The 25,066-nt window shown below is 37.7% G+C and carries 21 protein-coding genes; 7 read left to right on the top strand and 14 right to left on the bottom strand.

Going from position 1 to position 25,066, the window contains the following annotated elements:
• A partial coding sequence (locus F981_RS23820; protein ID WP_004717124.1) for an autotransporter outer membrane beta-barrel domain-containing protein occupies positions 1-1,209 on the top strand: 1,209 nt, incomplete at its 5' end.
• 84 nt (positions 1,210-1,293) lie between these two features.
• Complete coding sequence (locus tag F981_RS00360; RefSeq protein ID WP_004717127.1) at positions 1,294-2,154, top strand: glycerophosphodiester phosphodiesterase family protein; 861 nt, start codon at positions 1,294-1,296, stop codon at positions 2,152-2,154.
• 108 nt (positions 2,155-2,262) lie between these two features.
• Here F981_RS00360 and F981_RS00365 read toward each other — a convergent pair whose 3' ends face one another.
• Positions 2,263-3,126 carry an AraC family transcriptional regulator gene (locus F981_RS00365; protein WP_004717128.1) on the bottom strand — a complete coding sequence of 288 codons (864 nt, stop codon included), beginning with the start codon at positions 3,124-3,126 and terminating at the stop codon, positions 2,263-2,265.
• Between the two features lie 117 nt (positions 3,127-3,243).
• Between F981_RS00365 and F981_RS00370 the strand changes: the two genes are divergently transcribed.
• Positions 3,244-3,777, top strand: a complete 534-nt coding sequence (locus F981_RS00370; protein ID WP_004717130.1) for a carboxymuconolactone decarboxylase family protein — start codon at positions 3,244-3,246, stop codon at positions 3,775-3,777.
• Between the two features lie 96 nt (positions 3,778-3,873).
• Here F981_RS00370 and F981_RS00375 read toward each other — a convergent pair whose 3' ends face one another.
• From F981_RS00375 to benA, 5 genes are all read right to left on the bottom strand, one after another.
• A complete protein-coding gene (locus F981_RS00375; RefSeq protein ID WP_004717131.1) occupies positions 3,874-4,320 on the bottom strand; it encodes an acyl-CoA thioesterase in 447 nt (148 codons plus the stop codon).
• Between the two features lie 90 nt (positions 4,321-4,410).
• Positions 4,411-4,635, bottom strand: a complete 225-nt coding sequence (locus F981_RS00380) for a PDZ domain-containing protein (protein WP_228129011.1) — start codon at positions 4,633-4,635, stop codon at positions 4,411-4,413.
• 236 nt (positions 4,636-4,871) lie between these two features.
• Complete coding sequence (locus F981_RS00385) at positions 4,872-6,128, bottom strand: DcaP family trimeric outer membrane transporter (RefSeq protein WP_004717137.1); 1,257 nt, start codon at positions 6,126-6,128, stop codon at positions 4,872-4,874.
• A 96-nt stretch (positions 6,129-6,224) separates the two neighbouring features.
• A complete protein-coding gene (gene benB, locus F981_RS00390) occupies positions 6,225-6,734 on the bottom strand; it encodes a benzoate 1,2-dioxygenase small subunit (RefSeq protein ID WP_004717138.1) in 510 nt (169 codons plus the stop codon).
• The gene (benA, locus tag F981_RS00395) at positions 6,731-8,122 is read right to left on the bottom strand and encodes a benzoate 1,2-dioxygenase large subunit (protein ID WP_004717140.1); all 1,392 of its coding nucleotides are present in this window, start codon (positions 8,120-8,122) and stop codon (positions 6,731-6,733) included. Before benA ends, benB begins: the two co-directional genes overlap by 4 nt.
• 395 nt (positions 8,123-8,517) lie before the next feature.
• On the opposite strand from benA, the gene F981_RS00400 reads away from it, so the two are divergent.
• From F981_RS00400 to F981_RS00410, 3 genes are all read left to right on the top strand, one after another.
• Entirely contained in the window at positions 8,518-9,420 is a 903-nt protein-coding gene (locus tag F981_RS00400) for a LysR family transcriptional regulator (RefSeq protein WP_016539133.1), read from the top strand.
• Positions 9,421-9,791: 371 nt separating this feature from the next.
• A complete protein-coding gene (locus F981_RS00405) occupies positions 9,792-11,120 on the top strand; it encodes an MFS transporter (protein WP_004717144.1) in 1,329 nt (442 codons plus the stop codon).
• A 4-nt stretch (positions 11,121-11,124) separates the two neighbouring features.
• Entirely contained in the window at positions 11,125-12,594 is a 1,470-nt protein-coding gene (locus tag F981_RS00410; protein ID WP_004717145.1) for an aldehyde dehydrogenase family protein, read from the top strand.
• 436 nt (positions 12,595-13,030) lie between these two features.
• Here F981_RS00410 and F981_RS00415 read toward each other — a convergent pair whose 3' ends face one another.
• The 4 genes from F981_RS00415 to F981_RS00430 all read right to left on the bottom strand — a co-directional run bounded on the left by F981_RS00415 (position 13,031) and on the right by F981_RS00430 (position 19,307).
• A complete protein-coding gene (locus F981_RS00415; RefSeq protein ID WP_004717148.1) occupies positions 13,031-14,173 on the bottom strand; it encodes an alpha-hydroxy-acid oxidizing protein in 1,143 nt (380 codons plus the stop codon).
• A gap of 54 nt (positions 14,174-14,227) precedes the next feature.
• Complete coding sequence (dld, locus tag F981_RS00420) at positions 14,228-15,919, bottom strand: D-lactate dehydrogenase (RefSeq protein WP_004717150.1); 1,692 nt, start codon at positions 15,917-15,919, stop codon at positions 14,228-14,230.
• Between the two features lie 33 nt (positions 15,920-15,952).
• A complete protein-coding gene (gene mdlC, locus F981_RS00425) occupies positions 15,953-17,539 on the bottom strand; it encodes a benzoylformate decarboxylase (protein ID WP_004717152.1) in 1,587 nt (528 codons plus the stop codon).
• A 367-nt stretch (positions 17,540-17,906) separates the two neighbouring features.
• A complete protein-coding gene (locus tag F981_RS00430) occupies positions 17,907-19,307 on the bottom strand; it encodes a Do family serine endopeptidase (RefSeq protein WP_004717154.1) in 1,401 nt (466 codons plus the stop codon).
• 226 nt (positions 19,308-19,533) lie between these two features.
• Between F981_RS00430 and nadB the strand changes: the two genes are divergently transcribed.
• Entirely contained in the window at positions 19,534-21,177 is a 1,644-nt protein-coding gene (gene nadB, locus F981_RS00435; RefSeq protein WP_016539132.1) for an L-aspartate oxidase, read from the top strand.
• Positions 21,178-21,446: 269 nt separating this feature from the next.
• Here nadB and F981_RS00440 read toward each other — a convergent pair whose 3' ends face one another.
• The 4 genes from F981_RS00440 to F981_RS00455 all read right to left on the bottom strand — a co-directional run bounded on the left by F981_RS00440 (position 21,447) and on the right by F981_RS00455 (position 24,594).
• On the bottom strand, positions 21,447-22,220 hold the full coding sequence (locus F981_RS00440; RefSeq protein ID WP_004717158.1) for an AraC family transcriptional regulator: 774 nt from the start codon (positions 22,218-22,220) through the stop codon (positions 21,447-21,449).
• 18 nt (positions 22,221-22,238) lie between these two features.
• A complete protein-coding gene (locus tag F981_RS00445; protein ID WP_004717160.1) occupies positions 22,239-22,619 on the bottom strand; it encodes a hypothetical protein in 381 nt (126 codons plus the stop codon).
• A 108-nt stretch (positions 22,620-22,727) separates the two neighbouring features.
• Positions 22,728-23,609 carry an arginase family protein gene (locus F981_RS00450; protein WP_004717161.1) on the bottom strand — a complete coding sequence of 294 codons (882 nt, stop codon included), beginning with the start codon at positions 23,607-23,609 and terminating at the stop codon, positions 22,728-22,730.
• A gap of 4 nt (positions 23,610-23,613) precedes the next feature.
• A complete protein-coding gene (locus F981_RS00455; protein WP_004717163.1) occupies positions 23,614-24,594 on the bottom strand; it encodes a hypothetical protein in 981 nt (326 codons plus the stop codon).
• Between the last annotated feature and the right edge of the window lie 472 nt (positions 24,595-25,066).

The raw sequence follows: 25,066 nt of genomic DNA on the forward strand, positions 1-25,066 counted from the left end.
GAAAAAGCCGCTGCCGATAAAGCTGCCGCGGAAAAAGCCGCTGCCGATAAAGCTGCTGCTGAAAAAGCTGCTGCTGAGAAAGCCGCTGCTGAGAAAGCCGCTGCCGATAAAGCTGCCGCGGAAAAAGCCGCTGCTGAAAAAGCTGCTGCCGATAAAGCTGCCGCGGAAAAAGTCGCTGCCGATAAAGCCGCTGCCGATAAAGCTGCCGCTGAAGCAAAGTTATTGGAGCAAGCTAGAGCTGAAAAAGCGACCCAAATTGCATCAATTCATGGCGATATTCTGGCAGAAGAATTTCAGGATATGGATCACAATCGTCGTTTAACCAATCAACGTCTACGCTATATTCAACGTAATCAGGAGAACAGTAATAATGCTTGGATAGATTTTTCAGACTCAAAAAGCAAGTCTCGTCTGGGGGAATGGAATAATCTCAGCAATGCCAAGATGCATGATTATAATGTTCAGAGGCAGGGTCTAGCTTTAGGCGCAGATACTACACTTGGAGATTGGGCAATCGGAATAACGGCAGCCATTAATAGCAAAGATTTAAATAACAAAAATAATGCCAAAGCTAAAATCGATAATTATCAGTTCGGTATCTATACAGGGACTCAAATTGATCAAATCAATTTTCGTTTCAGTGGTACATTGGGACGTAATGAGGTTAAATCACGATTTAATGATCAGAATGATGGTCAATTTAATGCAAAATACAATGGTCGTACTTATCAGTTGAACGCTGAGATGGGCTATGCATTGCAACACAATAACCTATATATGGAACCATTTATCGGTGTTGCATACGACTACTTAGAAAATGATTCCATTCAACAAAGTAATGGATACTATTCACTAAATAGTGAAAAAACGAATATTGACCGTGTATCTTCAACTGTCGGTCTGGATATATCTCAAAAATGGAACGTATGGGATACAACATCTCTAAGTTTAAATGCAAGCTTAGCATGGCAAAACCGTTTAAAAAATAATGATAAAGCGGGCAAATTAACATTTATATCAAATAACTCACTGATTGCTGGAGATGCTGGTTATTTAGATGTTCCCAATAATCAGAACACAGGCATCATCAATTTTGGTTTCAATGTCGATATCGCCAACACCCACGGGTTTTCGGTCAATTATGAAGGACAGTTCGCGAAAAAATATAGTGAAAATGGCATAAGACTCCAATATGGCTATAAATTTTAATCAATAGGTTGCAATATTATTATGAAAAATAGCTTGTTTAAAAACATCATGTTGATATGCATATTCGGTCATGGATTACATAGCATGGCATTAAATGCAGCACCTTACTCAAATCAAACTGGTCAATCACCACTAATTGTTGCGCATCGCGGTGGAACGGCAGATGCACCTGAGAACACAGCCTATGCAATTGATCTCGCTTTAAGGAATCACGCAGATGTGATCTGGATCAGCGTACAGTTAAGTAATGATGGTGTTCCTGTACTCTATCGCCCTAATAATCTGAATGCTTTAAGTAATGGCCAAGGTTTGGTCTCTGCATATACTGTAAAACAATTACAGGGCTTGGATGCTGGATGGAATGTCGCCCGCAATGCAGGACAACAAACAATTTACCCATGGAGAGGTAAAGGAATCCGTATCCCAACACTTCAACAGGTGCTTACTCAATTTCCTCGAACCACTTTTTATATTGATATTAAATCGCCTGATGCAGATCCGGTGCAAATTGCTACGGCTATTAAACGTGTACTCGTTTCCACCAACTCACTTAACCGAGTAAGGCTCTACTCTACTGAACGCCGTTATACAGATGCCGTCAAACAGGTCGGTCAAATTCCGTATTTTGTTGCAAGAGATGATACTCGGGATATTTTAGCTCGTGTCGCGCTGAACCATAATTGTCAGGCTGCTCAAGAACCAATTGGGTGGCATGGTTTGGAGTTAAGACGGCAGGTTGAGGTTGTAGAAACCTATACCTTAGGTGAAGGCCGTTCAAAAGCAGAGTTTGTTTGGGATAAGGAAATTATGAACTGTTTTAGGACACAAGCAGCAAATCGTATTGTCCTGTTCGGTATCAATTCTGAAGCAGACTATCGAATAGCAAAACAGTTAGGTGCTGAAGCCGTAATGGTCGATTCCCCTGCTCAATTTTCCAATCGATGAAGTGTTTAAGTTAAGTCAACTCATAGATCATTACAGTAAGGCAGTTCAATATAAATTGAACTGCCTTACTCAATCTTACTTTCGTTAAAGATCACCATTAACTAAGCATTAGACAGGATGGCTGGTCAACCATTCTCGGGGAGACATGCCTACCCTGACTGAAAATGCGCGAGATAATGCTGATGGATTAGCATAACCCAGTTCTTCAGCCAATATTTTAATTGAATGCCCTTCACGCAATCTACTTTGTGCCAAAGCAATACGCCAGTCTGTTAAATATTCAGCTGGTGTCTGTCCCATCACATCACGGAAGGTATTGGCAAAAGCTGTTCTAGACATACATGCCAGTTCAGCCATACGCTCTAGTGTCCACGATTCACCTGGATATTCATGTATTCCCACCAGCGTGCGCGCCAAACGTGGATCTGAAAGACCAATAATAAGTCCAGTGCTTACCCCTGCTTCATGAGGATGATCTAATAGCCAACGTAATAGTTGAAGCACCACCACTTCAAATAACCGATTCGCTAATAATCGTTGCCCACAACGGGCATGGTCTGTTTCAGCAAATAATAGCGCAAGCGCCTGATCCAATCCTTGTACGCGCGCTAGAGGAAGTGCAATTACGGCAGGTAATGCCCTTACCAGTGGATTCTGTTGCCCACCATCCAGTATCAACCGCGCGCAGGTAAAATCAGCACCTTCTCTGGGCGGGTTATGAAAATGATGTGTAATTGGGCCAGGATAAAAAAGTAGCGTTGGTTCATCAAAATGCATGTGTCTTGGCAAATGCGCCATAGCTGGATGACTGACTTCCAGTTGTCCCTGACGTAAGACATGTAAATAGCCAAACCCGTCACAAGCATCAAAATGGCTGACGCCACATAACACACCAGTATGGTACAACTCTGCCTGCATGCGGAAACGATCAAGCAGACCTGAAAGGCGATCAATGGGGTGAATCGTTTTCATTTGAACGAATTGATATATTTTATGAACATATTGTATCTAATCATACAGTGAATTTACACATAATAATCAAAGTTTGATGCACTTCTACTATCACTACGATCCTTTAAGGAGAATAACATGTCACGTATCAACCTTGACACTCAACTTGCACCCCAAGCAAGTCAACCTTTATTAACCCAAATTCAACAAGCTTTTGGCACGACTCCAAATATGTTTAAGGCAGTGGCAAATTCGCCAGCAGCTTTACAAAGCATGTGGTCCGCTTTTGCTGCCTTAGGTAAAGGTACACTTGGTGCAAAATTAGGTGAACAGATTGCTGTTGCAATCGCCAATTTAAACCGCTGTGAATATTGCTTAGCAGCACATACTGTACTCGGTCAAAATGCTGGCGCTAGCGCTGCTGAAATGGCTGAAGCGCAAATAGGAAAAGCAGCTGATGATAAAACAGCAGCAGCACTGACTTTTGCTTTAAAGGTGGTCAATCAACGAGCTCAGATGACTGATGCTGATATCGCAACACTTCGCAATGTAGGTTTTAATGACCAACAAATCGTTGAGATCATGGCGCATGTGGCTTTGAATATATTCACCAACTACATCAATATTGCACTAGATACGCCAGTAGACTTTCCACGAGTCGAATTAATATAAAACATACCGACCTCTCGTGTTTAACAGGGAGGTCGCTTTCATTAAATATAAGATTTTTTTATGCGTTGTTGCACTTCATCTAAAAATCCAAGCAATTTAAATGATTGAACTTAAATCAAAAGGATCTATTTCAGGATCAATGGGTTGATAGGCTTGGATAAAAGTCGGTGACATCCGTTTCGGACGCCCTGAAGCAATTTCTATACATGCCCATTTGGTATTGCCAGTAAAGAGCAAGCTTTGGTCTTTGGCATTAAAAAAAGCATACTGACGAAAAGAATAAAGTGCGTTGATCTCGTATAACCAAGTTCTCAAAATAATATCATCATCTAACATTGCTGCTTTGCGATACTGAACATGATGTTCTACGGCAACCATTGCATGTTTCATTTCTAAATATTGATCGAGTCCAACACCCAATGTTTCGATATGTGCAGATGCAACATCCTGCATCCATTGTACATAGACCACATTGTTTACATGACCTAAGACATCTATATGCTCTGGTTTTACTTCGATTTTTAAATCAAATACTGAACTCATATCTTCTTTCCTTTTCCACTTTTTCAACCATCCGTATAAGTTTGACATAAAAAAGCCACCCTTTGAGTGGCTGATTCTGATCAGTTGTATTTATTGAATACGTAATCCAATCATAGCATGTTGCCCTTCACGAACAATCGCAACACGCGCTACCGTATTTTTCTGTAGCTCAGAAATAGCATCAACAAAACCACTCGTTGGATTTACTTTCTTGTTATTTACTTGTGTGATCACATCACTAGGTAAAATCCGTGACTGTGCAGCCAAACTATCTCTGGTCACATCATGAATAAATACATAAAGAGCATAACCTATAGAAGTTTATAATACTCATAGAGCATATATGTTCTGAAATATAAAACGCCTGATGACATTCATCAGGCGTTGATGCGAAATAAATTTCAAACTATTTCATGACTACACCGCTTGAGCATAAGTTAAATTGGCAGACTTTCCCAACCACAGATCATTAACACTTTAGCTAAGAAGCTAAAATTGGATGATTAATGTAGACATATACCAAGCATCAAATTATTATAAAAATATAGTGATCAAAAATCATAGCTAATCATCATATTAAAGCGATTATCTACACCTGTTAAATCATTGAAAGTTTCTCGCTGTCCATAAACATATTCTAATCCAAAATCTATCGACTTAAATGGGCTATAAATCGCATTTGCCCAGCCCTGCCAAAGTTGCTTATTTTGTGTATTATCATCATATTTTAAATTTGCAAACGTGCTACTATCATTGGCTTTCATATAGCCATAACCAATCGTAGAACGTAATTTAGGATTAAACTTATGCGTTATTCCTAACGAGATCGTATCAAACTCATTTTCATGCATCTGATTATTTATATCCAAAGCATAGCCACTATTACTCCAAGCTAAAAACCGGCCATCTCCTTTTACATGATAATAATCAGCCTTCAATATTGTATTAGGAGAGATTAAATATTTTCCCCCCAAACCGATTCCCCAAGCTAACTTTTCATCATTTGCTGTTTTCTTTTCTGCAAGGAAACTACGACCTGAAATTAATGAGCCATTATCAAAATTATGGTTAATACGTCCAACGAACGCAGGTAATCTCATTTCATTGTCAGGATCAGTGGCAGCTGTATATTTAGGGTCTTCGATACTAATAACAAAATTTGTTTGATCCGTAATCTTATCTGTATACCTAAGCACAGGTACTCGCAATAAGGATCCTCCAACATATGAAGCAGGCTCAATAGTTTCAGGTAAATATTCAGGTGCAATAAAATTTGACCATGTCTGACCGACTAACCATTTATCAAATGTCAAATAAGCATGACGTATACGAAATTGATCTCTTGTTGCACCACCAAAAAAATCTGTTTCAATCTTACCTTTTATTTCCCCTACTGGTGTTTCAGTCCTGAAGTTTGCTCCGATACGTGTAGCAGCAGCAGTCGCACGGAATCGATCACGTTGCTTATATTCCTCATGGGTATTTTTTAATGGTACAGCATTGATATTATTATACATTGTCGATGCACCAGTAGCTTGATAGGTTGCATCAGCGCGTATAAATCCATAAATATTGACCTCTGTAGATCTCTTTTTTTCTATCATGGACATCGACGGTGCAGATTGTAACTGCAGACTATTCTCATTTTTTAAGTTTTGAACCTCTTTCTGAAGTGCCATAAGTTCTTTTCTGAGTTCGTTATGTTCATTCTGACTGATATTGGCAAAACTGCTGTTACTCGATACACCAGCCACAATCGCCATAAGTATCATTTTAAATATATTAGTCCCTTGATTTAACCTATCCATCTTTAACATTTCCTTTTGATTATTTAAATTATTGATTCCAAAAAGTCTAAAAACTGCTAAAACTGAGCCAACATTCCATTTGGCTGAGCAATGTGTTTACAGGTGGTAAATATCAATCACTTGGTTGATATAATCGTTTTTAAGCACAACATACTTACTTAAGATTTTGGGTTGTTCAGTTGAAAAGTCGATCACATAACATGACATGCCGAAATAGCTGTAGTTGGTTTTATAGCGGAAACTCAAAGTGTTCCAATTAAAACGTACCGTGACTTTGTCACCATCACGTTCCACAATCTCAATATTGGAAATATTATGGCTGGTACGGGTATCAGGTATGGTCGCAGATGAACGTTCTGTTTTAATCCGAAATACACGATCTTCTAAACCTTGGCGATCCGGATAGTAAATCAATGAAATTTCTGATCGTGGGTCTTCTGTCAGTTGATCATCATCATCCCATGCAGGCATCCAGAAAGAAGCCTCGGGCGCATAGCACTGTAACCATTCATCCCACTGTTCCTCATCTAAATAACGTGCCTCACGATATAAAAACTGGGTCACTTGCTCGAGACTAATACTGTCTAAATTGATTGGGGTATTCATACGGTTTCTCCCAAATCTTGTTGCCCTGCAAGTTCTTTTTCTCTGGCAATTGCTCGTTTTATTGAGCTCAACCAATATTGATGTTGTGCAAGGTATAGGCCTTCATCTTCAGTTTTGATGCCACTTAATATAGGTTTTAAACCAATTTCCTGAGCTGCATCATCTGGACCATAGATCCAGTGCTTAGAGCCACGACACATATCATTCCATTCCAGTTCAATACCTGCATAACCAGCTTGACACGCACGGAATTCTTCTAAGTCATCAGGTGTTGCCATACCTGATGCATTAAAGAAATCTTCATACTGGCGAATACGGCGGGTACGTGCATCAAGTGCTTCGCCTTTTGGTGCAATGCAGTAAATCGTCACTTCAGTTTTATTCACACTTAACGGACGCAATACACGAATCTGTGAACCAAATTGATCCATTAAGTAAACATTTGGATAGAGGCAAAGGTTACGTGAACGCTCAACAATCCATTTAGCCATTGCTCCACCAAACTTGTCGATATACTCCTCATAACGTGCATAGTTCGGGCGATCTTCTGGATTGGCCCATTGTGTCCACAACAACATATGACCATGTTCAAAGCCATAGCAGCCACCGCCCTGCTTACCCCAACCACCGGCACTCATGGCGCGAATATTATCCTGTGCCTGCTTTTCCTTTCGCTGTTGTGTGGTTGCAGCATAGTTCCAGTGAACGGCGGAAACATGATAACCATCGGCACCATTTTCGGCAGTCAGCTTCCAGTTACCTTCATAAGTATAGGTAGATGCACCACGTAAGATTTCTAGACCATCTTCGGACTGATCCACAATCATATCGATGATTTTCGTCGCTTCACCTAAGAACTCTTTAAGTGAAGGAACATCAGGATTCAAACTACCAAACAAAAATCCTTTGTAATTTTCAAAACGCGCAACTTTTTTTAGGTCGTGTGAACCGTCTTTGTTAAAGCCATCTGAGTAACCTGCATCAGAAGGATCTTTAACTTTCAACAATTTTCCTGAATTATTAAATGTCCAACCGTGGAAAGGACAAGTATAGGTGGCCTTATTGCCACGTTTATAACGACAAAGCTGTGCACCACGGTGCGAGCAGGCATTGATCATGGCATTGAGTTCACCAGCACGGTTACGTGCAATGATGATCGGTTGACGACCGATATAGGTCGTGTAGTAGTCATTGTTATTTTGGATCTGGTTTTCATGTGCCAAAAACACCCAGTTACCTTCGAAAATGTATTTCATTTCAAGTTCAAACAACGCTTGATCAGTAAAAACTGAACGATGAAGTTTAAATTCACCCGTATCGACATTGTCTACAAACAACTCATCGATACGATCTAGATGGCTGGTATTTATTATAGGAATACGTGGCATGTCCTTTCTCCAACTTTCCAAATGAGGGAAGCCACCAAGCTGAAATAATGATGTAAATCATGTAGAGCAAATATCTCGGTTCCTATCGATATTGAGTGCCTACATGATGGTGATCAACTTAAGTTGAGAATACAAAGCTGATTGTTTTTATCATTTCAACATTGAGTGCAATATGATCAGTGAATAAAATAAGAAGTGACTCAAAGAAATTAAAAAACTAGATGTTTGACGTTGATAAAATTATTTCTTCCATCATCAAAGCATTGCTTACTTTAAATTCCCTATTGTTAATTTCTCTTAACAAGTCAGTTCTATGACTGATTTGCTAAATTTATTTTTTTATGTATTATTAGTCAAATTGTTATTTTTTCTAATAAATATTAATGGTATCTATTATGGTGGATTTAAATTTAATTCGGGCTTTTGTCACAATCTACAATACACGTAGCGTGAGTACAGCTGCTGTGCATTTAAATATTACTCAACCATCAGTAAGTCACAATTTATCCAGATTAAGATATTTATTTAAAGATCAGCTATTTATCAGAACAAAAGAAGGTATGATTCCAACAACTTATGCAACTCAGTTGTATGAATCATTGAATCATCATCTTGTTGAGATTGAAGGTGTTGTCAGTGAAGTAAAAAACTTTGATGCCAAGACGAGTGAAAGGTGCTTTAGAATTGCTTTAACAGACATCGGTGGCTTATATTTCCTCCCTATCATTTTGTCACACCTAGAAATCCATGCACCCCACATAACATTGGAAATAACGACTGTCGATATGAATAAATTATCGGATTGGTTAATCACTGGTAAGGTTGATGCGGCAATATGCAATAAAAATTTAGAAGACAAAAGTTTAAATACTTTAACGTTATTTGAAGAAAAATATACTTGTTTAGTCAGTCGAGGGATCGTTCTAGAAGGCAATAAATTTACTTTAGATAATTTCTTAAAAGGCAATCATGCTGTTGTACCCGCGTCTACAGGTCATAACCTAGTAGAAAATTATTTAAGTAAACAAGGATTAAGACGAAAAATTAAACTACAAGTTCCTCAGTTCAGTATTTTAGGGGAGCTCATTGCCAAACATAATTTAATTGTCACTGTACCTTCTCGAATAGGTGAATATTTTAAACACAATTCTGATATTCAAATTTTTGATGTGCCTTTTGAATTGCCTTGTTTCGATGTAACTCTACATTGGTATAAAAAGTCAGCTGATACCTCTGCACAAAAATGGTTTATAAATTTTTTAAAAGAGATTTTAACCGATCACAACGAAATGAACTAAAAATAATGACTTGGACGTTGACTGCTTGCTTCTATGTTGGTGCGTTGCAATGCCAAATATAACGGACACTGTTTTAGTAATTCTCTGCTTTTTTCAATAATTATTTATTCTTATATTTCAATTCATTAAAAATTTAATATTTCAGTATAGAAAATAAATATAGATAAAACATATATTGCATAATATGTTTTATTAATTTGATCTATAAAAATAATAAACTATATGATTTATAAAGATCATGAGAAATGATTGATTATAAAATCTTTTCAGGTAGTGGATGCCTGGAGAAAAAGCTATTGAGTTAAAAGGGATTGAAATTCACTACGTTGAATTATAGATAACTTTTGATTCTATCCAAAGGATAGGAAGCGATGCAAAATATTAATGCTGTAGACCTTATTGATAAGGTTCCTCTCAATAAACACCATAAAATTTTAGTCTTTTGGTGTGCTGTTATTATGTTATTTGATGGATATGACCTTGTAATTTATGGCTCTGTTCTCCCCCACTTAATGCTTGAATGGCAACTTTCGCCCCAAACAGCAGGACTTCTGGGTGCGGCATCTTTAATGGGGATGATGCTTGGTGCTGTTACTCTCGGTATGGCGGCTGATAAATTCGGTCGAAAAAATATCATTATTGCTTGTACGATTTTATCGAGTCTCGCCGTCACGATGAATGGCTTTGCACATGATACAACAACATTCTTTATTTGCAGATTACTCACGGGTGTCGGACTAGGTGGTGCAGTCCCCAATTTGGTGACAATTATTAAAGAGATGGCGCCTGGTTCACATCGTAATCGTTTGATTAACTTAGTACTCGCCTTTTATGGTGTTGGCGCCATACTTTCCGGCTTAGCAGGCTTGTTTTTGATTCCAGTTTTTGGATGGCAAGCAACTTTTTGGATTGCTGGCACATGTATTTTCTTGATTCCATTAATGTATAAGACTTTTCCAGAATCCATCAGCTATCTCATTCATAAAAACCGTCAAATAGATGTGATTAGCACACTAAAAAAATTAAATCCTAACCATAAGCATGAAAACAATATGCACTATGTCGTAGACATGACAGCAAATTCGCAAAAAATACCTGTTCTTGGTCTATTTACAGAAGGCAAAACTGTCAGAACTCTGCTGATTTGGTCGGGATTTGCCATGGTTATGCTTATGGTATTTGGTCTAAACACCTGGCTACCTAAACTGATGAATGTCGGTGGATATTCTCTCGGCTCTAGTATCACATTTTTAGTAACACTCAACATTGGAGCGATTCTAGGCACTTTAATTTTTGGAATCCTCGCTGATAAATGGGGATCAAAACCCACATTAATTTTTGGTTATTTACTTGCATCAGCTTCGATTAGCTGCCTAGGATTTCACCCTCCTGCATTTGTCCTGAGCATATTGCTAGTGATCGCAGGTGGCGCAACTGTTGGTTCCATGTCTGTTATTCACACTTTAGCTGCGGACTTCTATCCTGCGAATATTCGTTCAACAGGTGTCAGTTTTGCCGCAGCAATGGGCCGATTTGGTGCAATTTCTGGCCCATTATTCGGCGGATTTTTACTCGCAATGAATTTGCCATTTGAGCAAAACTTCATGGTATTTGCACTGCCCGGAATTATAGGCGCAATTGTTATTGCTTTATTTACACATCAGAAGATGTCTCCAGTTCAACTCACGACGAAAGGATAAAGCCATGAATATACAAACAAAAATCATAGAACAAATTTGGAAAGAACATATTTTTCAAGGAACTTGGGTTAAAACCAATAACGCTTCACGTGAAATTATAAATCCAGCAACTGGGGAGATTATTTCATCTGTACAGCTTTCTTCTGTAGATAATGTCAATACTTCAGTTCAAATAGCGATGCAAGCCCAACACATATGGAAAAATACAACATTTGAAACACGTGCCAAGGTCCTGAGAAAGGCCGCACAAATTTTTGAGCAAAATATTCAAACTTTTATTGATTGGAACATTCAAGAGTGTGGATCAACAGCGCTTAAAGCTGGCTGGGAAGCCAATGCCTGTATCGAACAATTATACATGGCTTCATCTATGCCAATGTCTGCATCAGGTGAGGTTTTTCCATCCGCTATCCCCAATAAAACCAATGTATGGTTACGTGTTCCTATCGGTATTGTCGGTGTAATCTCCCCTTGGAACTTTCCTTTATTATTATCTATCCGCTCTATAGCACCAGCTTTAGCAATGGGCAATAGTGTGATATTAAAGCCTTCAGAATTTAGTAATGTTACGGGAGGTTCTCTTTTAGCCTGGCTATTTGAAATGGCAGGTTTGCAATCAGGAGTTTTTCAGGTATTGAATGGCGAAAGTGAAATTGGTGAGACGATAGTGAATCACCCTCAAGTGAATATGATCTCTTTCACAGGTTCAACTGTTGTCGGTAAGAAAATTGCCGTGGATTGTGCTAAACAATTAAAAAAATGTGCGCTTGAACTGGGCGGCAATAATGCGATGATTATTTGTGAAGATGCAGATTTAGAGATCGCTGTAAATAATGCTGTCTGGGGAACTTTTCTACATCAGGGGCAAATTTGTATGCAGACTGGACGTCATTTAGTGCATCGTAGCATTGCGAGTGTCTATATTAAAAAACTGAAAGAAAAAGCATTATCACTAAAAGTTGGCAACCCCTCCTCGCCTGATACACAATTAGGTCCACTTATTAATCAGGCTCAGCATGTAAAAGTGAGCCGTATGGTTGAGGATGCGGTAAGTCAAGGTGCTATATTGGAATGTGGTGGTAAAGGTGAACAACTGTTTTTCCATCCAACTATTTTAACGAATATCGATAAAAATGATCCGATTTTTACCGATGAGATATTTGGTCCAGTAGCACCGATCATTATTTTTGATGACATCAAAGAAGCGGTTGATATTGTCAATTCATCGAAATATGGTCTTGCTGTGGCAATTCATAGTAAACACACTGCTTGGGTCTATGAGTTAGCCAAAGAAATTAAAAGTGGCATGATTCATATCAATGATCAGACAGTAAATAATGAATATCACGTACCTTTTGGTGGAATGGGTGAGTCAGGTTATGGTGGCCGCTTTGGTGGTCCTGCTAACTTTGATGAGTTCAGTCAACGTCAATGGATCAGTATTTTAGACAAAGGGATTCAATATCCGCTCTAAATGATGAGAGATCTGATGGACTCAGGTTGAAAGTAAAATATTTTTACTTTCAACCTTTTGCATAAAGGTTTCATCTTAATTAAAAACCTAATAATTCTGAGTTTTACGTATAATCTTGATAACGTTAAAATTCATTTTTTTATACTTTGATAGCAGATCAAAGGCGCTGGCACTGTAGAACTGTTTGCCATATCAAATAGATCATTTTAAACTATTTCTTTATCTACTTATTATGCTATGTCCATCGCTTGTTATTGTAATAAAAGCAAAAACTTAATCATTTTGGTCCAATTTTTCAACTTACTGTATTAAACTCAAACTGACCTCAACTAAAGAAATTCCTCATTGATGGATTTTGCGATATTGAACAGGTATATCTATTTTTTTTGTTCCGTGACCTGCTCTTTTTATCTTATGAGTATTTTATATAAATAGACTAACTCAAAATATCAGAGTTGTATTGAAGATAACTCATGCCCAACCGCTTTACAGATGGGCAACCTATTTGTGCTAATGTGCGGTCAACATCCTGCTTCATCAGTTGGATTACTTCATCAACACCAACTTCACCTTTAGATGCTAAACCATAGAGTGTGGGGCGACCTAAACACACCATATCAGCGCCTAAACACAATGCTTTGACAATATCTGAACCCCGCCTAAAACCACTATCAATCAAAATCGGTTGTTGAATACATCTAGAAACTTCTTGCAAGGTTTCCATAGGAGACACACTACAATCAAGTTGACGTCCACCATGATTAGATAAAATTACCCCATCAACTCCACACTGAATAGCAATTTGAGCATCTTCAGCGCTAATTATACCTTTTACCAATAATTGATGAGGCCAAATCTCACGGATACGTTTTAAGCTTTCTTGATTGAAACTGGCATCCATTTGGCGCTTCATAATTGCGACTTGAATGTCTAGACTATCTGTCTTAGAGCTTACAAAATTTGCTAACTGTGGCTTGCTATTGGCTAAAAAACGTAACGACCATGCCGGATGTAACATACCATCTAGCACTAAGCTTGCAGAAAATTTTAATGGTAATCCAAACTGATTACGCAGGTCACGTTCTCTATAACCGTTTACACCAACATCCAAGGTCACAATCAAAGTTGTATAACCCGAGTCTAAAGCACGTTGCACCATTTGTTTGGCTAGTTCTTGATGTACAACATAAAGCTGAAACCATTTTTCACCATCACTAGATCTGGCGACTTCCTCGATCGACATATTGGAAGCTGTCGATAACATAAATGGTATATCGGCTTTAGCAGCACTTTTTGCAAGTAAAGCATCCCCTTTAGGCCAAAATGAACCATTTAATCCGGTAGGTGCTATCGCAAAGGGCGCACTCCAAAGACGATTGAACAACTGACAGGAAATGTCTCGTTCACTAATATCGACCAAACGCTGCGGCTTAAACCGCCATTGATCAAATACCTGTCGATTGTGATGTAAGCCTTTTTCATCATCTGCCCCACCTTCCAGATAATCATAAATCACTTTGGGTAAAGTCGATTTTGCAAGTTTTTGGTAGTCTTCCACATTGATCATTTTATGAGGCATAAGAGCGTTCCTGTTCAGCCTATTACAATTAAAAATTTCAAATTTTGGCCTAGTTTAATGCCAATGTTTATATTTGCTTGTCTTGCCAATACCAGGATTAAAACTATTGGTTGGATCTAATTCTTTAAGATGAATCTGATAATCGAGAGAAGCTTTATACAAATGGCCGACATTATGCTCAGCGGGGTATTTGGCTCCACGCTGTTCTAAGTATGCAAGTACGTCATGCTTAAATTGGATCGCATCAACATTTTCCTTAAGTAAGTAATCCTGATGTGAAACAAAACAGAAAAAATGACCACAACAGCTCTCCATCATGACTTGTTGTTTTAAATAGTCTGGTAAATCTATTGACCAACAATCATCATTCCGTCGAAAAGCAACATCAAAAGAAACTAAGCGTTGATTTGGATCAATTCCCGTACTTTCGCAGTAATAAACCACACAACCACCTACAGCAAAACGGATAAGAAAAGCATTTTTTTCTTCAGCTTTAGTGCATTGGAAAAATTGATCTTTAGAGCCATTAAAAAAATGATTCAATAGCTCTCGTAATTCATCACTTTGCTGTTGATCAACTTTAATCATTAAATGATGTTCATACTGTTGATTGGATGCTTGCAAACGCGGTTCGATCCATGAAGGGGTTAAACGATTAAATAGTTGAATCAAACGATCTGTAAAATTATTGGGAAAAAGAGGGAATTTTCTAAAAAATTGATCTATGTGCGCTTTAAATTTAAATAAGGCTGGAATCTTTTCAGCGCCCCAAATATCAATCGCCTTATACATATGTTTTGCATAACGTTGTGTTAAATCAAATGCATGCCGATGGATATACTCAGCCTGACTCGGTAAAGTCGTCATTTCTGTTAATAGATACCGTCTTAAATCTATTAATTCGGTCTCATTATTACTACTAATAAAGTATGTGGTTGCCTCTTCTGCTGCTTCAAAAGTTGGAAGTCTGACTGCAAAAACGACTAGTTTCCCTGAACAGCCCGAGCTTTCATGTAAATACTCAGGATTTCCATTGTAGCGAGTCGCTGTTGGGGAAGTTATATCTCGTAGTGTCTTGGCATAATTTTCAGCCCAAATTTTTCCATGCGCTAAGTTAACTTTTTGTAGATCATAGTTTTTTTGTTCTAGATTTCTTAGAATTTCTTCTGGATCTTCCCCCAAGTAAATGCCCAGATGGTTAATGAGTTTTAACTTTCCACTTCCATCAACCTGAGCAAATAAAGATTTTTCAGTATACGCTGGGCCTCGACGAATTAATGAACCTCCTGAATTATTACAAATTCCACCAATTACAGACGCTCCGATACAAGATGAACCAATGACTGAATGGGGCTCGCGTTGATGAGGTTTCAGCGCATTTTCCAATTCTGTAAGTGTTTTCCCTGGAAACGCAATAACTTGTTTGGCATCATCCAATAACTGCATACCTTTGAGTTTCATTGTACTTACAACAATAACTTCTCGGTCATAATCATTAGAATGTGGTGTAGAACCACCAGTTACACCTGTATTAGATGCTTGCAAAATTATGATTAAATTATGTTTGACTCCAAATTCAATAACTTGCCATAGCTGGAATAAACTATAAGGAATAACCACAGCAAGTGCATCACCCTTGCCAACACGAAAACCTTTTAAATAAAAGCTTTTATCAACATCTTCAATAAGTATCTGCTGTGGATTAAATAATTGATGCAATTCTTTAATAATAAAATTAGTCTGCATAAAAGTTTTTCCGTGCTTAAGTATTGATAATGATTAATTACTTAACTCAGCTGTCACGACTTCAATCAAAGTCGGTTGCTCTGAATCGACTGCTTTGTTAAAAGCGGAAATAAAATCACTGTCATTCGTTACACTACACGCATCTACACCATAGCCTTTGGCAATGTGTGTAAAATCAATATCTGGGACATCCATACCAGGAACATGTTCAGCATTTAAAACCCCTGCAAACCACCGCAGTGCACCATACGTTCCATTTTTTAAGATAATAAAGATCACTGGAATTTTATACTGAGCAGCAGTCCATAATGCTGTAATACTATAATTTGCTGAACCATCTCCAATCAGTGCTACTACTCTACGAGTTTTATGTGCCAACTGAACTCCGATCGCAGCAGGCATAGCAAAACCAAGGCCACCCGCAGCTGCGAAATAATAACTTCCTTGTTCAGTAAGGCTTAAACGATCCCATAATGCATTGGTTGTTGAAGTAGATTCATTTGTATAAATCGTGCCGTCTGGCGCGAGAATATTAAGCATATCAAACAGCCTTTCTGGCTTTATATAGCCATTTTCACTTGGCTGAGACAGTTCTATTGTATGACGGTGAACTACCGTATCAGTTTTTGCATGAACTTTCTGACTTAATCGTGTCAGGCTATCGCCTAAATCACTCACATAGCATAAACCCATTGCGGCCCGAGCTGCTTCTTGAATATCACAAGTGAATGCAATGAGTTCTGTATGTTCAGATAGATATTGACCAGGTTCATACTGGTGATAACGAAATACAGGTGCACCAAATACTAAAACCAAATCATATTCTTTAAATATTTGGGAAATACCCGCAATACTTGCAGGTAGAATCCCCTGAAAATAGGCATGCGTTGTTGGAAATGGGCATCTTGGTGAAGATGGCGCAACCCAAACAGGAACGTTTAATGCTTCTGCGAAACGGATTGCACTAAGATTGGCAAATTGTCGATCTACATCCGTACCTAGAACTAAAGCGACTTTTTGAGCTGAATTTATTTTATGACTTATAAATAATAAATCTTGCTCTGATAAACACTGTGAACTGGTGACGTTCTTTTTAAGCAAATGTTCATTTTCTCCATCTACTTCAATATCCCAATCATTATAAGGTATGGAAACATATACCGGCCCGGCAGCCTCTGCACCAGCAATATGTATTGCTCGACTAATCGCGTGTGGTACTTCATTTGCAATTGCTGGTTCATGACTCCATTTAACTAAAGGTTTTGGTAATTGAGCAGCTTCAATATTTGTTAATAGCGCTTCAACACCCATCATCGTTCGCGTTTGTTGGCCTGCTGTAATTACCAAAGGTGTATGAGAATTCCATGCATTACTCAATGCCCCCATCGCATTTCCTGTACCAGCAGCAGAATGCAAATTAACAAACGCCGTTTGTCCCGTTGCTTGGGCATACCCATCGGCAATTCCAACGACCGCGCCTTCATGTAAACCCAGAATATATTGAAAGTCAGCAGGAAAGTTTTTTAGAAAAGGCAGTTCATTCGAACCAGGATTACCAAAAATCATTTTAATATTATTTTTTCTCAATATTTCATAGGTATATTGATGAACAGTTTTCACGTATGCCCTTCCTTAACATTCAATTAATTTTTCTAATGATAATACGCAACAAAATATAGATAAAATAAATAATAAATATTATAGATTATAGATACAAACTATATAAAATTATAAACATTTGATTAAAAACATTTTTATATATAAAAAATTGAATCAAAGTATATCTATACCATCAAATCTGAAGTTAAAACTATGGACGAGGAATACATCTTATGCTTAAGATTTATTGAATACTAAAAAATGAAATATTTTGACTTTGAGGTTTTTATATCGGATTGATTCAAAAGCTATTCTTAAAATATTTGCAAAATAAACTTGATCATATAAAAAAGCCACTCTTTGAGTGGCTGATTCTGATCAGTTGGATTTATTGAATACGTAATCCAATCATAGCATGTTGCCCTTCACGAACAATCGCTACACGCGCTACCGTATTTTTCTGTAGCTCTGAAATAGCATCAACAAAATCATTTGGTGTATTTACTTTCTTGTTATTTACTTGAGTAATCACATCACCAGGTAAAATCCGTGACTGTGCAGCTAAGCCGCCTCTGGTCACATCTTGAATAAACACACCACCTTTAACATTTAAACGATTCTTTTCTTGTTCAGTTAAGGCACGAATCGCAACACCAATGATAGGCCCTTTATTTGGCTTGGCCGAAGTGTTGGTATTGTCAACTTTTGCAGGGGTATCATCTGGTGCAACAGTTAAAGTTGCTGTAATCACTCTTGGTTTATCATCACGTAAAACTTCAAGCTTAACAGATTGATTTGGTTGAGTACGATTCAAATAATTCAATAATTCTGAAGTACGTGATATTGGTGAACCATTATATTTTAGGATCACATCGCCTGATTTAAAGCCCGCTTTTTCTGCAGGTGAATTCGGCGCAACTTGGGTAATCAACGAACCTTCTGGTTTATCTAACTTATAAGCTTCCGCTAAGTTTCGATCGATATCTTGTAACATTACACCAAGATAAGAACGAGTGACCTTACCATTCTTTTTCAACTGATCAACAACGTCCATTGCCACATCAATTGGAATAGAGAATGACAGGCCCATATACCCCCCCGTACCACTAAAGATACGAGAGTTTACACCGACAACCTGACCTTGTTGGTTAAATAGCGGACCACCTGAGTTACCCGGATTTAACGCTACATCGGTTTGGATAAATGGAACAGAGGTTTCACCCATCATATTACGTGACTTGGCACTGACAATCCCTGCTGATGCAGAATAATCAAAACCAAATGGAGAACCGATTGCAAGAACAGGCTGCCCGACTTTAAGTTGATCTACATTACCCACAGATAATGATGGGAAATTATTCCCTTCAACTTTTAGTAATGCCACATCTGTACGTTCATCACTGCCCACCACTTTTGCATCAATTTCACGGCGATCATTCAGCATAATCGTCACTTTAGATGCATCTTCAACCACATGGTGATTTGTCAGTAAATAACCATCTTTACTAATAAAGAATGCACTACCATACGCAGTCTTTTCTTGTGGCGCGCGTTGTTGTGGAATAATGATTTGATTACCAAAGAAACGCTTTAGAATTTCAGGTACTTGTTGCTGTAACAACTCTTCCTGAGATAACTTTTTAACAACATTAACACTCACAACAGCTGGGCTGACTTGTTCAACCAAGTTAGAAAAATCCACAGGTGTTGAAGCTTGAACTTGTGATGTTGCCGCAGCGACAGTAAATACTGCTGCATACATTCCTTTTTGTATTAGACCATTACTCATTTCTCACGAACCTGCATCTGATGATTATTTGCTTAAAAATGTTTGTAACATATTATTTAATATCGTTACGTAAAAATATGTTTACATTTTTTTATAAAACAAGACTTTACTTAATTTTATATTAAAAGCCTTGGAATATCTTATTTATACTAAAATCTGACACATGTGACTATTGTAATTTGTTAAAAAAAAGAGTGTTATTAGCAAACATTTTTCAAATTAGCTGATGGACATGTCTAATTTAAGTACAACTCATCAATTTGACGTGGTTATTGTGGGGAGTGGCGGTGCAGGCTTAAGTTTAGCCTTATCTTTGCCTGAACATTTTAATATTGCTGTTTTAGCGAAATCAACCTTAACCGATGCAAGCACATATTTTGCACAAGGTGGTGTTGCTGCTGTACTTGATGAAACAGATTCCATTCAACAGCATATTGATGACACTATGATTGCAGGCGCACAGTTATGTGAGATTGATGCCGTCAAACATACCGTTGAAGGTGGTCGACCTTCTGTCGATTTCTTACTCAACCATGGTGTGCAGTTTACATTAGATGAAGATGAACAATTACATCTGACCCGTGAAGGTGGACATTCACAACGTCGCATTATTCATTCAGCCGATGCCACAGGTAAAGCCATTTCGACCACACTGGTTCAACGTGCTCAAGAAAAGAAAAATATTCATATTTTTGAAAATTACATTGCGATTGATTTAATCACCACACATAAATTAGGACATAAACAACAGCCCAATCGTGCGGTGGGTCTTTATGCACTTGATGAAAACAACGAAAAAGTTCATACCTTTTTAGCGCCATTCACTGCCCTTGCTTGTGGTGGTGCCATGAAAGCTTATTTATATACATCAAATCCAGATATTGCCACAGGTGATGGTATTGCCATGGCATATCGCGCAGGCTGTCGTGTCGCAAATATGGAATTTAATCAATTCCATCCAACCTGTTTATATCATCCTCAAGCACGCTCATTTCTGATCACGGAAGCAATGCGTGGTGAAGGTGCGTATTTACGTTTACCTGACGGTGAACGCTTTATGCTGCGCTTTGATGAACGTGCCGAACTTGCTCCACGAGATATTGTTGCACGCGCCATTGATTATGAAATTAAACGCTTAGGCATCCGTCATGTCTGGTTAGACATCAGTCATAAACCGGCTGAATTTGTTAAAGAACATTTCCCGACCTTATATGCGCGCTTATTAGAACTCGGTATTGATATCACCAAGGATATGATCCCCGTTGTTCCAGCAGCACACTATACTTGCGGCGGCGTGGTGGTTGATGAGCATAGCCAAACTGATTTAGCTGGTTTATATGCAATTGGTGAAACGTCGTATACAGGGTTACATGGGGCTAACCGTATGGCCAGCAATTCACTACTTGAATGCTTTGTATATGGTATGAGTGCTGCCAAGGATATAGAAGCAAAGTTTAATCCTCACTTTGATATACCGACCGTGCCTGAATGGGATGCTTCACAATCGACCAATCCTGATGAAGATGTTGTGATTCTGCAAAACTGGGATGAGCTCCGCCAAACCATGTGGAACTATGTCGGGATTGTAAGAACCACAAAACGTTTACAACGAGCATTGCATCGTATTGAAATGTTGAAGAAAGAAATTACTGAATATTATCAGGATTATCATGTCAGTAAGAACTTGATTGAACTACGTAATTTGGTCATGGTTTCAGAGATGATTGTTCGTTGTGCCATGCAGCGTAAAGAATCACGTGGTCTACACTACACGCTTGATTATCCGGAGCTTTCACCTGAATTAAGAAAAACGGTATTAACGCCACCAAACTTTACAGTCGAAACACCATTGGTAAATGAAGCAGTTTAAAACCCTTTGAAATCACAAAAAATAGTCAGATCATTCTGGCTATTTTTATATAATGTAACTTAATGAGCAAATCAAAGCACTTGAGCAAGAACAAAGCACTGCTTTGTTTGTAGCGCAAGGATGTGGTAGCACAAGGTGAGGTATCGTCTACGCAAATCAATTTAAACTCTTCAAGCTAAAATGTGACAGTGCAAATCTTTTAATGATTCATAAAGTTATAAATTCATTTTGATAAAATGCTAAAACTACTTCTATTTGAAAATAAAACCTTATTTTTGCTGCATATAATTTCGAGGAGAAAGCTGCATTATTTTCTTAAACATTACAATAAATGAGCTATCACTATCATAGCCTAATTTCATTGCAACCTGATGCACTGAATCTCCTTCTGTTAACCACTGTAATGCCAATACAACATGTAACTTTCTTCGCCATTGATTAATACTCATCCCTGTCGTTTGATGAAAAGTTCGTGTAAGGCTTCGTTCACTCATACAACATAACTTTGCCCATTCAGCCAAACTTTGATTCTGCTCAGGATGCTTTAATAAATGGCGGGTCAATTTAACTAAACGAAGATCTTGTGGAATGGGTAAATAAAATGTTGGCTTTACAACTGATTGAATTTCATCCAACAGGCATTGCTGCAAACGGAAGTCTTTTTCTGAAAGCACCGTATCAGACAAGGTTTCTACTCTTTCCAATAAGGCATTCAGCAAATTTGTCACTTGCAACATGGTGCAATTCGGTTCTAAAAGATGATCAAGTTGGGGGTCAATAAATGCAACATAACCACAAGAGACACCATAACTACTGACTTTATGTGGAACATTTGATGGAATCCATAAAGCCTGTTGCGCAGGAACAACCCAAATACCAGATGGTGTTTCCACAGTAATTAAGCCATTCACTGTCATCATCAATTGGCTTTTTACATGCTGATGTGACGCAAGCTCCCAATCAGGAACTTGCTGATGTATTTTTAATACAATAATTGCTTGGTCTATCTGATCTACAAAAAAAGGATCCACATTATCAAGCATGGTTTGCCTATATATTTATCACTTTAAAACAGCGTCGATGACTTTCTGCGCTTGTTGTTGATTGTCTACAATAAACATCGGGTAGCCTGTAAACTTAATAAAGTTATTGGCAAATTTTTGCGTCTCTAGTCGAATATTTTCATCAGGTTCAATATGAATCAATGCTTTCACATATTGGCTTAGAATTTCACGTTTTGCTTTAACCCATGCTGCAACTTGCTTGCGTTCTTCATGATCATTTTTTTGTTCAGGAAAAGCCCCTTCACTGATAAAAACAAAAGTTTCTTTACGACTCAATAATGATTCATAAATTGCAATTGTTTCATCAACTGAAACTGCATCTTCAGCTTGATAACTAATACGAACGATTGGAAAGTTTTCTAAATTTTGAATAAACATGATAACCACCATAAATGAGAATAATTATCATTGTATTGATTTATACAGATCGTACATTACTAAATTCAGCCAAAAAATACGGTATTCCAGCCAAATTTAACAGCGAGTTTAGTCTTTATTTTTTCCATAATAAGTACGATGCGCTATATGAAAAGTTTCAGCATGTAATTTTGCTAAATCATCTAAGTTCTGATAGCCCCCTGCAAGTACAAACATGATCGGAATATTGTCACGTTTGGCAAGGTTAAACACTATTTCCTCTCTTTTTTGAATCAACTCTGTCGTAAACCATGCCGAACCATAAGGATCTGCTTGATGGCAATCCATCCCCGCTTGATAAATAATAATATCGGCTTTCCACTCATTCGCTCGCTGAAACGCTTCATGCAATGCCATAGTATATTGAGCAAAACTTCCATGCTTGGTATGAATGTGGCGGCTTTCCGCACGTTCATACGTGGGGTAGCCAAAAGCCAAACCGTAAATACTAAAATTATATAAATTATCTAATCTGCGGGTAAAATCAGCTGTCCCATCACCACCATGCTGATCGCAATCCAAAATAAAGATGCGCTTATTTGCATAATGTTGTGCAATTAATGCCAAACCATTAAAAGTGCAATATGAGCCGCCATATTCATAATTGGCATGATGAAACCCTTGCGCAATATTGGCGGCAATCCCATGTTGGAATGCCAGTTCAGTTGCCAACAATTGCCCAGCATTGATGGAGAGTACTGCATCTCTTAATTGTTCATTCCAAGGCTTAAAACCAGCAAAAGTTGCCAGTTTTGCGGGTTGCCCTGTTAAAAAAGCCTCGACATATTTAGGTGAATGTAAGGCTTTTAAAATTTCTGGATCAATTTGTTGTGGTTCATGAAATTTATAATCATTAAATTGCTGTAGTTGCTCTGCGACTGCAACAAGTTTTTCCATGCTATTGGTATGTGTTTGAGCAAAATAGCGTGGAGAAAAACAAACATTTAACATAAAGCTATCCGAGACTGAGTGCTCTCAATTGTGATTTTGCAACATCATTGAGTTGTTTTATAAGTGTTGTGTCAGGACTAAAAAGTCCATTATTCACTTGTTGTTCAAAATGTGTCGTAAATGCCCTTTGTCGATTCTCAGGTGAAATGGCTAAAGTGGTTAATCGCAAAAACCAAAAACCTTGAATCTCTTTATAGGGAATAATATAGCCTTTAAACTCTTGATTGGGGACTTTGTTTGCAATTTGTTCAATATCATAATCGACAGAAAATAAAGAACCAATCGGAATACGAATTCCATTCATCAATAAAGGTTGTAAATTTATACAGGAATGATTATCCCCCATGTTCATTTTTTCAATCAACAGAGGACGATTTTGATCATCTACAAAAATATTGATTGAGCCTTGTCTTAACATCGAACGATGGGCAATCTTTAAGAAAAATGCTTCCGCCATTGGACATGAACCCACTTTAGGCTTACCGTCTAGCGTCGCAATTTCAACATAACCTGTTTCATCTGCTGTTTTGGGTAAAATCACATCTTCCAACATAGCGCAAATCACATGACTTTCTTCTAATTGTGCTTGTTGCGATAAGCGTCTTAAGTTTGCTTGGATTGCAACTTCTTGTTCAACTAAGGCTTTAAACTCATCATCTTTGGCTTGAATAAGAAAATTTTGAATCGATTTATTTTGATCTAAGTTATGCCAATCATCGATATCTAAACCATAAGCATTTTTTTGCTCAAGAATTTTTTTTAATTTCTTAAAATCATAATCTTTAAATATTTTTAAATCAGTTGCTTCAACTTGATCACGCGGAAAATTAATGTACTCAGCCAATACGCGTGTAGCCTGCGTATAACCGCAACCACGGCGTTCAGTTTGATGTGAATAGTGTTCATTCAACATCTCCGTCAATTTATCTGATAAAGGAAAAACCTGTTCCTTAAACAAATCTACGACTTCATGACCTGATGACATATTCTTTATTCCATTTAATCTATATTAATTTTCAAAATAAACTATTTATTATGAATAAATTAGCATTATCCCTTGCAGAACTCAATATATCACTCAAGTTGTAATTGCATCTATATCAATCAATACAATTGATTATTTATTATTGTTTTTGATATTTATGATCCATGCCCATACATGATCTAAGTATCCATTAAAGATCTTTCTTAAATCAAAAAATGACCATGTTGAGTGAATCAGATTGGTATTGAAAGTCCCTTCTCCCTTCGGGAGAAGGCTAGGATGAGGGGGATTTTATGATGATCTATGGCTTTAAAAAGGACTAACGTAAGAAGTCTATTGTTAATGACGCTATAACCAAGAATATAGCTTGATAATCAAAACAATTTAACCATCACTAAAAATAGTGATTATTAAAACACCATCAGGAAATACAGCAGGGATTAAAAAAATTCACCCAATACGCATTTTTAAA

Origin of the sequence: Acinetobacter guillouiae CIP 63.46, assembly GCF_000368145.1 — a bacterium.
GTDB classification, from domain to species: Bacteria; Pseudomonadota; Gammaproteobacteria; order Pseudomonadales; family Moraxellaceae; genus Acinetobacter; species Acinetobacter guillouiae.